The following is an 11,972-nucleotide window of genomic DNA, read 5'->3' on the forward strand; positions in this document are numbered from 1 at the left end:
TGCCCGTCCGGGCACACCGGCACCAGCCCGGGCAGCGTCGTGGCATGGTCACCGTCGTAGCACCGATACGCCGGCCCCCGCCGGTACGCCTCCGACGCCGGACCACCGTCTGCCGCCGCGGGCACGTACTCCGCCCCACCATCCGGCGCCGCCGTGCCGTGGACTATCGCCTTGCTGCCGCCCAGTTCACCCCAGATCTCTGCGTCCCGTGTTCCGTCTGGAGGTGCTGCAACGTTCGCGACGATCGCACCAACGAGGCCAGCAAGTGCAAGTAGTCGCGCGGTCATTCGGCACTCGTCACAGCGAGAACGAGCCAGCCATCGGCCAAGTGCTTCATGTCGATCTGCAGCCTTCCGCTTGCCCCTTGATCCGCCGAGACAATCGAGCCGTCCACTGCGACACGCTTGTGAGGCGACTGCACGAAGTCGAACAAGACTGGAAACCCACCAACGAAGTCGTCGTATGCACCCACGTCTGGGTTAGTCACTTCGATTCCGGCTCCCGTGAACGAGTCGTCGTTTGCACGCACGTCGCTCGCCCGGTCGCGAACGCTGGTGCAGAACGTGCACGTCTCGGCCCACGTCATCGCGTCCCACTCGGCGGTGTCGCCCGTCGCGAGGACGTACGCGTACAGCGACAGGAAGTACTCCGCCGCCGCGGCGGCTCCCTCCGCATCGTCGCGGTCCATCGCCGCGGGACGCTCCGGCTTCAGCGGCCCGGTCTCGGTTGGCGACGGCTCCGGCGACTCCGACTCCGACGGCACGACCGGCTCGTCGACCGACGGTGACGGACCAGGGCCGCCACCACCGGTGCACCCGGCGACCACGCACCCCACCGCGACGACGACACCCACGACGAGCGACCGCCGTCGGGCACGGGACAGCACACGAGAACGACGCACGAGACCCCCTGCAGATCGATGCGAACCACCCCGCACGCCACACCGACGGGGCGCGCGGACTGCCCAGCAACCTAGCGAAACCGCACCGCCGACGGAACCGCGCGTCCCGCCCTGTGGACAACGGAGGTTCGCCGTCCCGCTCCCCCGGCGATTCGGTCAGCCGGACGCACGGACCGGCGGGTCACGATCGACGTCGCCCGGTGGCGCGGGGCGAGAAGCGAGACGTGGCCCCTCGTAGGGCGACCCGGAGGGCCACTTCTCACACTCGCCGACTGCTCGGCTCCCCGACGCCCCGCGCGACCCCGCCGTCAGGAGCGCGACGTCACGTGCGCGTCGAGGTGCGCGAGGGAGGACGCCATCCCGGTGGCGTGGTCCTCCGGGGAGATGCCCGACGGCACGCCCGTCGCCCGCACGGTGACACGGGCGCCGTCGTCTGCGGGCTCGACGGTCCAGGTCATCGTCATGGTCCCGGCGAACGCCGGGTCGTCGGACGCGAAGTCGACCTGCTGCACGACCCTCCGGCCGGGGACGAGGTCGACGATCGCGACGTCGACGACGTCGGTCCCCTCGCCGGTCTTGCCGGGGTCGGCCTGCGGGTCGTCGTAGGCGAGGACCATGCGGTAGCCGCCGCCGGGGCGCAGGTCGAAGCGCTCGAAATGGCCCGACATGCCGTCGGGCGGGAGCCACGCGGCGAGCGCGTCCCGGTCGACGAGGGCCCGGTAGACGTCGCGGGGCGCGGCGGCGACGAGGCGCGACGCCTCGTCGACCCGGCCGGCTCCCGCGGTGGTCACGACCGCTCCAGCACCGTCCGGTAGACGTCGAGCGTGCGCTCGCCGATCGCGTCCCACGCGAAGTGGTCCTCGACGCGCTGCCGCGCGGCACGGCCCATCTCGGCGGCGCGCTCGGGGTCGCTCACGACCTGGGTCAGCGCGGCCGCGAGGTCCGCGACGAACCGGTCGGGGTCCAGCGGGGTGCCCGTGCCGTCGTCCGCCTGGTCGATGGGCACGAGGAGGCCCGTGACGCCGTCGTCCACGACCTCGGGGATGCCGCCCGTGGCGGTCCCGACGACCGGCAGGCCGACCGCCATGGCCTCGAGGTTGACGATGCCGAGCGGCTCGTACACGGACGGGCAGACGAACACGGTGGACGCGGCGAGCACGGCGACGAGCTCGGCTCGCGGGAGCATCTGCTCGATCCAGACGACGCCGCTGCGCTCCTTCTGCAGCTCGGCGACGGCGCCGCTCACCTCGGCGGCGATCTCCGGGGTGTCGGGGGCTCCGGCGCACAGGACGAGCTGGACGTCGTCGGGCAGCGAGCGTGCGGCGCGCAGCAGGTACGGCAGGCCCTTCTGGCGCGTGATCCGGCCGACGAACACGACGGCGGGACGGTCGGGGTCGATCCCGAGGGCGCGCACGACCCCGTCCGCGCCGCCGCGCTGCGTCTCCGACTCCGGACGCCGCCAGCCGTCGAGGTCGATGCCGTTGTGCACCACGTGGACCTTCGCGGGGTCGACCTGCGGGTAGACCCGCAGGATGTCGTCGCGCATGCCACCGGACACGGCGATGATCCCCGCCGCACCCTCGTACGCGGTGCGCTCGGCCCAGGACGACAGCGCGTACCCGCCGCCGAGCTGCTCGGCCTTCCACGGGCGCAGCGGCTCGAGCGAGTGCGCGGAGAGCACGTGCGGGACGCCGTGCAGGAGGCCCGCGAGGTGGCCGCCGAGGTTCGCGTACCAGGTGTGGGAGTGCACGAGGTCGGCGCCCGCCACGTCGTCGGCCATCTGGAGGTCGACGCCGAACGTCCCGAGCGCGGCGTTCGCACCGGACAGGACGCCCGGGACCGAGTAGCCGGTCACGTCGTCCTCGGCGCGCGGGCCGTCGAAGCAGCGCACGCGCACGTCGACGTGGCGGCGCAGGACCGCGGACAGCTCGGCGACGTGCACGCCGGCGCCGCCGTAGACGTGCGGCGGGTACTCACGGGTCAGCAGGTCCACTCTCACGCGCCACACCGTAGCCGAGTCGCCCGCCACGGTCCCGCGATGACCGCCGGTGCGGACGGCGCGGACGCGCCGCGCCCACGATGCGGGTCCCTGCTGCGTGGTGCCGCCCCGAGGGGCTACCGTCTGGGCATGGCCGCCGCACCACGAGTCCTCGCCATCGTCCTCGCCGGGGGCGAGGGCAAGCGCCTCATGCCGCTCACCGCGTCCCGGGCCAAGCCCGCGGTGCCGTTCGGGGGCATCTACCGCCTCGTGGACTTCGCGCTGTCCAACCTGGTGAACTCGCACTACCTGCACATCATCGTGCTCACGCAGTACAAGTCCCACAGCCTGGACCGGCACATCACCAAGACGTGGCGCATGTCGTCGCTCCTGGGCAACTACGTGGCGCCGGTGCCCGCGCAGCAGCGCGTCGGCAAGCACTGGTACCTCGGCAGCGCGGACGCGATCTACCAGTGCCTCAACATCATCGACGACGAGCGGCCGGACATCGTCGTCGTCGTCGGCGCGGACCACGTGTACCGCATGGACTTCTCCCAGATGGTCGACGCGCACGTCGAGTCGGGCGCGCAGCTCACCGTCGCGGGCATCCGGCAGCCGATCTCCATGGCGGACCAGTTCGGCGTCATCGAGACCGACCCGAAGGACCCGACGAAGATCGCGGCGTTCCGCGAGAAGCCCAAGGACCCGGTCGGCCTCGCGGACTCGCCCGACGAGGTGCTCGCGTCGATGGGCAACTACGTCATCGACACCGACGCGCTCGTCGAGGCCGTGACGTCGGACGCCGCGAACGCGGACTCGCGCCACGACATGGGCGGCGACATCGTGCCCGCGTTCGTCGAGAAGGGCACGGCGGCGGTCTACGACTTCATCCGCAACGACGTCCCCGGCTCGACGGACCGCGACCGCGACTACTGGCGCGACGTGGGGACGATCGACTCGTACTACGACGCGAACAAGGACCTCATCGCCGTCACGCCGGTCTTCAACCTCTACAACGAGGAGTGGCCGCTGCACACGGGCTACACGGGCCTGCCGCCCGCGAAGTTCGTGCACGCGGGCCGCGGGCGCCTCGGGCACGCCGCGGACTCGATCGTCTCCCCCGGCGTGATCATCTCGGGCGCGACGGCGGTCGGCTCGGTCCTCTCTCCCGGCACCTACCTGCACTCGTGGTCGTCCGTCTCGGACTCCGTGCTCATGGACGGCGTCCAGGTGCACCGGCACGCGCAGGTCCACCGCGCGATCATCGACAAGAACGTCGTCGTGGGCGAGCAGGCGCGCATCGGGCTCGACCCGGAGCAGGACCGCGCCCGCGGGTTCACGGTCACCGAGTCCGGTATCACCGTCGTCCCCAAGGGGACGGTCGTCGAGTGACACCGTCCTCCCTCGGCGTCGTGCCCGACGCCGTCCGCGCCGCGCTGCCCGACGACGCGCCCGCCGAGGCGCCCGGCCCGGGCGTCGACGAGACCGACACCGCGAGGAGCCCCCGCGTGACCCCCGACCCCACGAGCGGCCCCGTCCGGCTCCTCGTCATGGACGTGGACTCGACGCTCATCGAGCAGGAGGTCATCGAGCTGCTCGCCGACCACGCGGGCACACGCGCCGAGGTCACCGAGGTGACCGAGCGCGCGATGCGCGGCGAGATCGACTTCGGGGCGTCGCTGCGCGAGCGCGTCGCGACCCTCGCCGGGGTCCCCGTCGAGGCCTTCGCCGACGTCCGCGCCCGTGCGACGTTCACGCCGGGCGTGCGCGAGCTCGTCGCCGAGGCGCGCCGTCGCGGCTGGGAGGTCGGGCTCGTGTCGGGCGGTTTCGAGGAGATCGTCGCCGACCTCGCGGCGGAGCTGGGGATCACGCGCTTCCGCGCGAACCGGCTCGAGGTCGCCGACGGTCGGCTCACCGGTCGCACGACCGGCCCGGTCGTGGACCGCGCCGCGAAGGAGGTCGCGCTGCGCGAGTTCGCGGCCGAGCTCGGCCTGCCGATGAGCGCGACGATCGCCGTGGGCGACGGTGCGAACGACCTCGACATGATCGGCGCCGCGGGCATCGGGGTCGCGTTCGCCGCGAAGCCGGTCGTGCGCGCGCAGGCCCCCTACGGCGTCGACGGGCCGCGCATCGACGCCGTCCTCGACGTCGTCGACCGGGTGGACGCCACCCGCTGAGCCGCGACGGCCACGCGAGCGTCACGAGCAGGCGCGACCGTCAGGACGGGCGACCCACGTAGGTGAGCAGCGCGCTGCGGGGCGCCCAGGCGTCCCAGGCTGTCGCGGACTCCAGGACGGAGTAGGTCGCCGTCGGCACGCCGACGCGCACCTGGGCGAGCGCCCCACCGTCGGACGCCGGGTCTGCGAGGTGCGACGCCGTCGCCGCCATCGTGGGCTCGTGCCCGACGACGAGCAGCGTGCGCACGCGCGAGTCCGTCGTGCGCACGAGGTCCAGCACGTCGGTCACGTCCGCCGCGTAGAGGCCGTCGCTCACCACGACCTCCGGGTCCACGTCGCCCAGGTGGGCAGCGAGCAGCTCCCAGGTCTGGCGCGTGCGCAGCGCCGACGAGCACAGCACGCGCTCGGGGACGAGCCCCGTCTCGCGCAGCGCGCCGCCGACCCGGCCCGCCTGGCGCCGCCCGTTGAGCGCGAGGGGGCGCAGCACATCGTCGACGCTCCCGCCGCCGGGCTCCGCCTTGGCGTGGCGCAGGAGGACGAGGCGGCGCACGCCGCCGTCGATGGTCTCCGCGCCCATGCTCTCCTCCTGAGTCACTGCCCCATGGCGTGCACGCCGCCGTCGACGTGCACGATCTCACCGGTCGTCGCCGGGAACCAGTCGGACAGGAGCGCGACGACCGCGCGCGCGGCGGGCTCCGCCGTCGTCTGGTCCCAGCCGAGGGGCGCGCGCTTGGGCCAGCCGTCCTCCATCTGCTCGAAGCCGGGGATGGACTTGGCGGCCGTCGTGCGGATCGGGCCCGCCGAGACGAGGTTGGCCCGGATGCCGTCGGGGCCGAGGTCGCGCGCGAGGTAGCGGTTCGCGGACTCGAGGCCGGCCTTCGCCACGCCCATCCAGTCGTAGACCGGCCACGCGAACTGCGCGTCGAAGGTGAGACCCACGACGGCCCCGCCGTCGGTCATGAGCGGCTTCGCGGCGACCGCGAGCGACTTGTAGGAGAACGTCGAGACCTGGAGTGCGGTGGCGACGTCCTCCCAGGTGCCCGAGAGGAAGTTGCCGCCCATGACGCTCTGCGGGGCGAAGCCGATCGAGTGCACGACGCCGTCGAGGCGGTCGGTGTGCTCGCGGAGGGCGTCGGCCAGGCCGGCGAGGTCGTCGTCGTTCGTCACGTCGAGCTGCACGACGGGCGCCTCGACGGGCAGGCGCCTGGCGAAGGCCTGTGTGAGCTTCATCTGGCGGCCGAACGAGGAGAGCACGACCTCGGCCCCCTCCTCCTGCGCGAGACGCGCCGCGTGGAACGCGATCGAGGAGTCGGTGAGCACTCCGGTGATCAGGAGCTTCTTGCCGTCGAGCAGACCCATCGGTTTCCTTCCGTCGTGCACCCGCCGTGCGGGCGCGCTGAGGCTGAGCGTACTGAAAGAGAGGGGGCGCGGGCGCGCCGGTGACCGTGCCCGTGACGAGGCCCACGTGCGGGCCGTGTCGCAGGTCGGCTCAGTGACCCATGCCGAGACCGCCGTCGACGGGGATGACGGCCCCGGAGACGTACGCGGCGTCGTCGGACGCGAGGAACTGCACGACCCCGGCGACCTCGTCGGCCTGCGCGAAGCGCCCGGCGGGGATCGCGGCCTTGTACGCGGCCTGGCGCTCCTCGGGGAGCTCGGCGGTCATCGCGGTGTCGATGAACCCGGGCGCCACGACGTTCGCCGTGATGTTGCGCGACCCGAGCTCGCGCGTGATCGAGCGCGCCATGCCGACGAGCGCCGCCTTGGAGGACGCGTAGTTGACCTGCCCGGCGCCGCCGTACAGACCGATCACCGACGACACGAGCACGATGCGTCCGCGCCGCAGCCGGATCATGCCCTTGCTCACGCGGCGCACGCAGCGGAACGTGCCGGTGAGGTTGACGTCGATCACGGACTCGAAGTCCTCGTCGGTCATGCGCAGCAGGAGCTGGTCGTGCGTCACGCCCGCGTTCGCGACGAGCACCTCGACCGGCCCGAGCTCCTTCTCGATCTCGGTGAACGCGGCGTCGACGGCGGCGGTGTCAGTGATGTCCGCCACGGCACCGAGCACGCCCTCGGGCAGGTCGCCGCCGCGGTAGACGGTCGCGACGCGGTCGCCGTTCGCCACGAACCGCTCGGCGATGGCGCGGCCGATCCCCCGGTTGGCGCCGGTGACGACGACGGTGCGCGGGGCGGGTGCGGTGGCTTCGGACACGGTGCGGCTCCTCGGGACGGTCGGGTGGGACGGCGGCCGGGGACGGGTCCCGCACGGCCGGTGCCAGGGGGCCCGCGCGGGCTCGTGACGGAGCCGCGCGAACGCGCCGCACCGACCGTACCGTGCGCAGGCCCCGCCGTGCGCGGTACGGCGAGGTCACACCGCTCCCCCACACTTTGTGGGGTCCCGACAAACGTAGACTGGACGGGTGAGCACACGACGCACGGCCCGGAGGTCGGCCGAGGCGGTCCCGAGCATCACGTCAGCCCCGGAGCCCCTGGCCGCCGACCAGTCGCGCCGCGAGCGCAAGTACCTCATCCAGATGGGTATCCGCATCGTGTGCTTCGTGGCCGCGATCCTCGTCGCGCCGAGCTGGCTGACCTGGGTGTTCGCCGCCGCGGCGATCGTCCTGCCGTACAGCGCGGTGCTCATCGCCAACGCCGGGCGCGACCAGGCCCAGTACGACACCTCGCCGATGGAGCACCGCGCGCTGCCCGCGGCCGGGGTGCCGGGATCCCACGGGATCGCCGGCGCAGGACCGCGCGATCCGCAGGACCACGAGGAGGACGACCGGTGACCGATGTGCTGGGCCTCGCCGACCCCGTCGGCGAGGAGGACCTGGTGTGCAGCGCCAAGGGCTGCCGTGAGTCGGCCGCGTGGGGGCTGCTGTGGAACAACCCCAAGATCCACACGCCCGAGCGGCGCAAGGTCTGGCTCGCGTGCGACGCGCACCGCGAGCACCTGGAGACGTTCCTCGGCGCCCGCTCGTTCTGGCGCACGACCGTGCCGGTCGACGAGCTCGAGCGCCGGGCGGCCCCGTGACGCAGGCTGCACCGTCGGGCCCGGCGTCGGGCGCCCCGGCAGGCCCGACGCCGGAGCGCGCCACCGCGGAGGCCCACCAGCCGCGCACGCCGCGCCAGTGGGTGACCCTCGCGGTCGGGGTGGTCGTCCTGGTCGCCCTGTGCCTCGTGGCGGGGCGCTGGCAGTGGAACCGGTACGTCTCGCGCGAGGCGGAGATCGAGCGCATCGAGACGAACTACACGTCCGAGCCCGTCCCGGTCGACGAGGTCCTCGACGGTCCGGGCGCCACGCTCGACGAGGCCGACCTCTGGCGTCCCGTGACGCTCGTGGGCCGCTACGAGACCGACGCGACCGTCCTCCTGCGCAACCGCCCCGTCGGCGGCAGCCCCGGTTTCCACGTGCTCGTCCCGTTCGTGACGAACCCCACGCCGTCCGCGCCCGACGGGCTCGTCGTGGTCGTCGACCGCGGGTTCGTGCCGCTCGGCAGCGACGCCGTCACGCCGGGCGACGTCCCCGTGCCCCCGGAGGGCGAGGTCGAGGCGACCGTGACGCTGCGCGGCGACGAGCCGCCGTCGGGCCGGGACGCTCCCGACGGGCAGGTCCAGGCGGTCGCCACCGACCAGGTGCTCGCCGCCGGGCCCGACGGCGCCGCGTGGGCCGAGGGCCGGACCGTCGGCGCGTACGGCCAGCTCCGCACGGAGGTGCCGCCCGCGGCCGAGACGCTGGAGGCGCTGCCCAAGCCCGACACCGACCCGGGGTCGCACCTGTCGTACGCGTTCCAGTGGGGCGTGTTCGCGATCGGCGCGGTCGCCGGCTTCTGGCTCCTGGTCCGCCGCGACCGTCGGGACGCGCGCGGCGAGGAGACGACGCTCACCGCGGGCGACCTGCTCGCCGCCCGGGATCCCGCCGGCACGCGCGCACGGCGTGAGCCGCGCAGCCGCCGGCCGAGCGCCGAGGACGAGGAGGACGCCCTCGTCGACGCCCAGCTCGGCGCAGGCCGTGAGGCCGCGCCGGACCGACGGCCCGCTCAGGCGAGCGAGACGAGCTCCGCGTAGTCGTCGCTCCACAGGTCCTCGTCGCCGTCCGGCAGCAGCAGGACGCGCTCGGGCTCGAGCGCCTCGACCGCGCCGTCGTCGTGCGTGACCATGACGACCGCGCCCTCATAGGTCTTGAGCGCCCCGAGGATCTCGGCGCGCGACGCCGGGTCGAGGTTGTTCGTCGGCTCGTCGAGGAGCAGCACGTTCGCGGCCGAGACGACGAGCGTCGCGAGCGCGAGGCGCGTCTTCTCCCCGCCGGACAGCACCTTGGTCGGCTTGTCCGCGTCGTCGCCGGAGAACAGGAACGACCCGAGCACGGACCGCACCTGCGTGTCGGTGAGGTCGGGCGCGGCGTGGCGCAGGTTCTCGACGACGGTCGCGTCCATGTCGAGCGTGTCGTGCTCCTGGGCGTAGTAGCCGATCTTCAGGCCGTGGCCCGGGTGCACCTCGCCCGTGTCCGGCTGCTCGACGCCGCCGAGGATGCGCAGGAGCGTCGTCTTGCCGGCGCCGTTGAGGCCGAGCACGACGACGCGGCTGCCGCGGTCGATCGCGAGGTCGACGCCCGCGAAGACCTCCTGCGACCCGTACGCCTTGGACAGCCCGCTCGCGGTGAGCGGCGTGCGGCCGCACGGCGCCGGCTTGGGGAACCGCAGCTTGGCGACCTTGTCGGTCTGCCGCTCGCCCTCGATGCCCGCGAGCATCTTCTCCGCGCGGCGCATCATCTGCTGCGCGGCGACGGCCTTGGTGGCCTTGGCGCGCATCTTCTCGCCCTGGGCGAGCAGCGCGCCCGCCTTCTTCTCGGCGTTCTGCCGCTCGCGCCGACGGCGGCGCTCGTCGGACTCGCGCTGCGCGAGGTACGCGTCCCACCCGAGGTTGTACTGGTCGAGCTCACCACGGTTCGCGTCGAGGTGGAACACCTTGTTCACGGTGGCGCGCAGCAGCTCGACGTCGTGGGAGATCACGACGAACCCGCCGCCGTACGACTTGAGGTAGTCGCGCAGCCAGATGATCGAGTCCGCGTCGAGGTGGTTCGTCGGCTCGTCGAGGAGCAGCGTCTCGACCCCGGAGAACAGGATGCGCGCGAGCTCGATGCGGCGGCGCTGACCGCCGGACAGCGTGCTCAGCGGCTGCCCGAGCACCCGGTCGTCGAGGCCGAGGTTGCTCGTGATGCGGTGCGCCTCGCTCTCGGCCGCGTAGCCGCCCGCGGCGAGGAAGCGCGCCTCGAGCTTCGGGTAGCGCTCCATGGCGGCCTCGTGCGTCTCGACGTCGGCGCTCGCCATCGCACCCTCGGTCTCGCGCATCTGGCGCACGATCTTGTCGAGGCTGCGGGCCGAGAGCACCCGGTCCATCGCGATGACGTCGAGGTCGCCCGTGCGCGGGTCCTGCGGCAGGTAGCCGATGTCGTTGCCGCGCGTGATCCTCCCCGCCGTCGGCTGGGTCTCCCCCGCGAGCGTCTTGGTCAGGGTCGTCTTGCCGGCGCCGTTGCGCCCGACGAGTCCGATCCGGTCGCCCGAGGCGATCTGGAAGGTCGCCTCGTGCAGCAGGACGCGGGCGCCGACGCGCAGCTCGACGCCGTGAGCGGTGATCACGGGAGGGTCCTCTCGGGTGGTGCGGGTGCCCGACGACGGCCCTCTCCCGGCCGGTCGGCCGGCGGCTCGTCGTGGGGCCGGGGCGCGTGCGCCCCGGCGTCCGGGCCTCGTCGATTCTACGGGGGCCCGGCGTCCGGGCCTCGTCGATTCTACGGGGGCCCGGCGTCGCGTCCCACCCCATTCCGCCGGGGGCCCGTGCGACGGCGCTGCTCGGCGCCGAGATCGTGCTCGCGCCGTCCGGGCACCCGCACCAGGACGCCTGGCGCACGACCCGGCGGTAGCGTTGACCTGTGACTTTCCAGGAGGGTGGCTCGTTCGAGGGCGGGCGGGTCCGCAAGGGCGGCGGTCGGCGCGGCACGATGATCGCGGGCGGCGGGATCGGGGCGGTGCTCGTCGCGCTGCTCATCGCGTTCGTCGGCAACCAGACCGGCGTCGACCTCAGCGCGCTCACGGGCGGCGACGGGTCCGACTCGGGCGCGTACGGCGAGGGCCAGCAGGAGTACATCGACGCGTGCACGGCCGAGGAGGCGAACACGACGCGCGAGTGCCGCCTCAACGGCACCGTGCAGTCGCTCGACGCGTACTGGACCGACGCGCTCCCCGAGCAGGCAGGCGTCACGTACGACCTGCCCCAGGTCGTGAGCTTCACCGGACAGGTCTCGACGGGCTGCGGCGCGGCGACGAGCGCCGTCGGGCCGTTCTACTGCCCGCCCGACCAGACCGTCTACATCGACCTCGGCTTCTACGACGACCTCACGAGCCGGTTCGGCGCCAACGACGGCGGCCTCGCGGAGATGTACGTCGTCGCGCACGAGTTCGGCCACCACATCGAGCAGCTCGTCGGCGCGATGGACGCGGCGAACCGGCAGGGCACCGGTCCCGAGTCCGACTCCGTGCGCATCGAGCTCATGGCCGACTGCCTCGCCGGCATGTGGGCGGGCCACGCCGCGAGCACTGTCGACCCGGACACCGGCGTGACGTTCCTCGCGCCGATCACCGACCACGAGCTGAACGACGCGCTGTCCGCCGCGTCCGCCGTCGGCGACGACCGCATCCAGGAGGCTGCGACCGGCCAGGTGAACCCCGAGGGCTGGACCCACGGGTCGAGCGAGCAGCGCCAGCGCTGGTTCACCATCGGCTACAACGGTGGCACCCTCCAGGACTGCAACGCCCTCTCCGCGTCGACCCTCTGACCGCTCCAGCCGAGATCGACCCGGCCGCCCCGAGATCGGCCCTCACGGGGTCGATCTCGGACGGGCAGGTCGACCTCGCAG

13 protein-coding genes are annotated in these 11,972 nt (G+C 73.3%); 6 read left to right on the plus strand and 7 right to left on the minus strand.

Annotated elements, in window-relative coordinates:
* Nucleotides 1-283 precede the first annotated feature (283 nt).
* The 3 genes from ACTJIY_RS19410 to glgA all read right to left on the minus strand — a co-directional run bounded on the left by ACTJIY_RS19410 (nucleotide 284) and on the right by glgA (nucleotide 2,900).
* Nucleotides 284-853 (minus strand): DUF6318 family protein, encoded by a 570-nt coding sequence (locus ACTJIY_RS19410; RefSeq protein ID WP_440675194.1) that lies wholly within the window; start codon nucleotides 851-853, stop codon nucleotides 284-286.
* Between the two features lie 356 nt (nucleotides 854-1,209).
* The gene (locus ACTJIY_RS19415; RefSeq protein WP_440675195.1) at nucleotides 1,210-1,692 is read right to left on the minus strand and encodes an SRPBCC domain-containing protein; all 483 of its coding nucleotides are present in this window, start codon (nucleotides 1,690-1,692) and stop codon (nucleotides 1,210-1,212) included.
* The gene (gene glgA / locus ACTJIY_RS19420; RefSeq protein WP_253049958.1) at nucleotides 1,689-2,900 is read right to left on the minus strand and encodes a glycogen synthase; all 1,212 of its coding nucleotides are present in this window, start codon (nucleotides 2,898-2,900) and stop codon (nucleotides 1,689-1,691) included. The genes ACTJIY_RS19415 and glgA overlap by 4 nt, the downstream gene beginning before the upstream one ends.
* A 129-nt stretch (nucleotides 2,901-3,029) precedes the next feature.
* Here glgA and glgC point away from each other — a divergent pair, with 129 nt between their 5' ends.
* Both glgC and serB read left to right on the plus strand, forming a co-directional pair.
* Nucleotides 3,030-4,271 carry a glucose-1-phosphate adenylyltransferase gene (gene glgC / locus ACTJIY_RS19425; protein ID WP_253049960.1) on the plus strand — a complete coding sequence of 414 codons (1,242 nt, stop codon included), beginning with the start codon at nucleotides 3,030-3,032 and terminating at the stop codon, nucleotides 4,269-4,271.
* 116 nt (nucleotides 4,272-4,387) lie between these two features.
* On the plus strand, nucleotides 4,388-5,056 hold the full coding sequence (gene serB, locus ACTJIY_RS19430; protein WP_308202265.1) for a phosphoserine phosphatase SerB: 669 nt from the start codon (nucleotides 4,388-4,390) through the stop codon (nucleotides 5,054-5,056).
* A 40-nt stretch (nucleotides 5,057-5,096) separates the two neighbouring features.
* Here serB and ACTJIY_RS19435 read toward each other — a convergent pair whose 3' ends face one another.
* The 3 genes from ACTJIY_RS19435 to fabG form a co-directional block, all read right to left on the minus strand.
* The gene (locus ACTJIY_RS19435; protein ID WP_353709100.1) at nucleotides 5,097-5,633 is read right to left on the minus strand and encodes a SixA phosphatase family protein; all 537 of its coding nucleotides are present in this window, start codon (nucleotides 5,631-5,633) and stop codon (nucleotides 5,097-5,099) included.
* Nucleotides 5,634-5,647: 14 nt separating this feature from the next.
* Nucleotides 5,648-6,415 carry an enoyl-ACP reductase FabI gene (fabI, locus tag ACTJIY_RS19440; RefSeq protein WP_440675196.1) on the minus strand — a complete coding sequence of 256 codons (768 nt, stop codon included), beginning with the start codon at nucleotides 6,413-6,415 and terminating at the stop codon, nucleotides 5,648-5,650.
* Nucleotides 6,416-6,545: 130 nt separating this feature from the next.
* Complete coding sequence (gene fabG / locus ACTJIY_RS19445; RefSeq protein ID WP_353709099.1) at nucleotides 6,546-7,271, minus strand: 3-oxoacyl-ACP reductase FabG; 726 nt, start codon at nucleotides 7,269-7,271, stop codon at nucleotides 6,546-6,548.
* Between the two features lie 208 nt (nucleotides 7,272-7,479).
* Here fabG and ACTJIY_RS19450 point away from each other — a divergent pair, with 208 nt between their 5' ends.
* Genes ACTJIY_RS19450 through ACTJIY_RS19460 form a run of 3 tightly spaced genes read left to right on the plus strand, consistent with a single transcriptional unit; the run spans nucleotide 7,480 to nucleotide 9,127 of the window.
* Nucleotides 7,480-7,848, plus strand: coding sequence for a DUF3099 domain-containing protein (locus ACTJIY_RS19450; protein WP_253049966.1), 369 nt, complete (start codon nucleotides 7,480-7,482; stop codon nucleotides 7,846-7,848).
* The gene (locus ACTJIY_RS19455; protein ID WP_253049968.1) at nucleotides 7,845-8,093 is read left to right on the plus strand and encodes a hypothetical protein; all 249 of its coding nucleotides are present in this window, start codon (nucleotides 7,845-7,847) and stop codon (nucleotides 8,091-8,093) included. The genes ACTJIY_RS19450 and ACTJIY_RS19455 overlap by 4 nt, the downstream gene beginning before the upstream one ends.
* Complete coding sequence (locus tag ACTJIY_RS19460; RefSeq protein ID WP_440675197.1) at nucleotides 8,090-9,127, plus strand: SURF1 family cytochrome oxidase biogenesis protein; 1,038 nt, start codon at nucleotides 8,090-8,092, stop codon at nucleotides 9,125-9,127. The genes ACTJIY_RS19455 and ACTJIY_RS19460 overlap by 4 nt, the downstream gene beginning before the upstream one ends.
* Here ACTJIY_RS19460 and ACTJIY_RS19465 read toward each other — a convergent pair.
* Nucleotides 9,100-10,698, minus strand: a complete 1,599-nt coding sequence (locus ACTJIY_RS19465) for an ABC-F family ATP-binding cassette domain-containing protein (RefSeq protein ID WP_253049972.1) — start codon at nucleotides 10,696-10,698, stop codon at nucleotides 9,100-9,102. The genes ACTJIY_RS19460 and ACTJIY_RS19465 overlap by 28 nt on opposite strands.
* Before the next feature lie 290 nt (nucleotides 10,699-10,988).
* On the opposite strand from ACTJIY_RS19465, the gene ypfJ reads away from it, so the two are divergent.
* Nucleotides 10,989-11,891 carry a KPN_02809 family neutral zinc metallopeptidase gene (ypfJ, locus tag ACTJIY_RS19470; RefSeq protein WP_440675198.1) on the plus strand — a complete coding sequence of 301 codons (903 nt, stop codon included), beginning with the start codon at nucleotides 10,989-10,991 and terminating at the stop codon, nucleotides 11,889-11,891.
* Nucleotides 11,892-11,972: the final 81 nt, after the last annotated feature.

It is taken from the genome of Cellulosimicrobium sp. 22598, from assembly GCF_052044445.1.
Classification (GTDB): Bacteria; Actinomycetota; Actinomycetes; order Actinomycetales; family Cellulomonadaceae; genus Cellulosimicrobium; species Cellulosimicrobium cellulans_G.

Excerpts from the sequence above, each read along its gene's own strand:
- glgC (WP_253049960.1), top strand. The coding sequence starts at position 3,030 with ATGGCCGCCGCACCACGAGTCCTCGCCATCGTCCTCGCCGGGGGCGAG.
- ACTJIY_RS19435 (WP_353709100.1), bottom strand. The coding sequence starts at position 5,633 with ATGGGCGCGGAGACCATCGACGGCGGCGTGCGCCGCCTCGTCCTCCTG.
- fabI (WP_440675196.1), bottom strand. The coding sequence starts at position 6,415 with ATGGGTCTGCTCGACGGCAAGAAGCTCCTGATCACCGGAGTGCTCACC.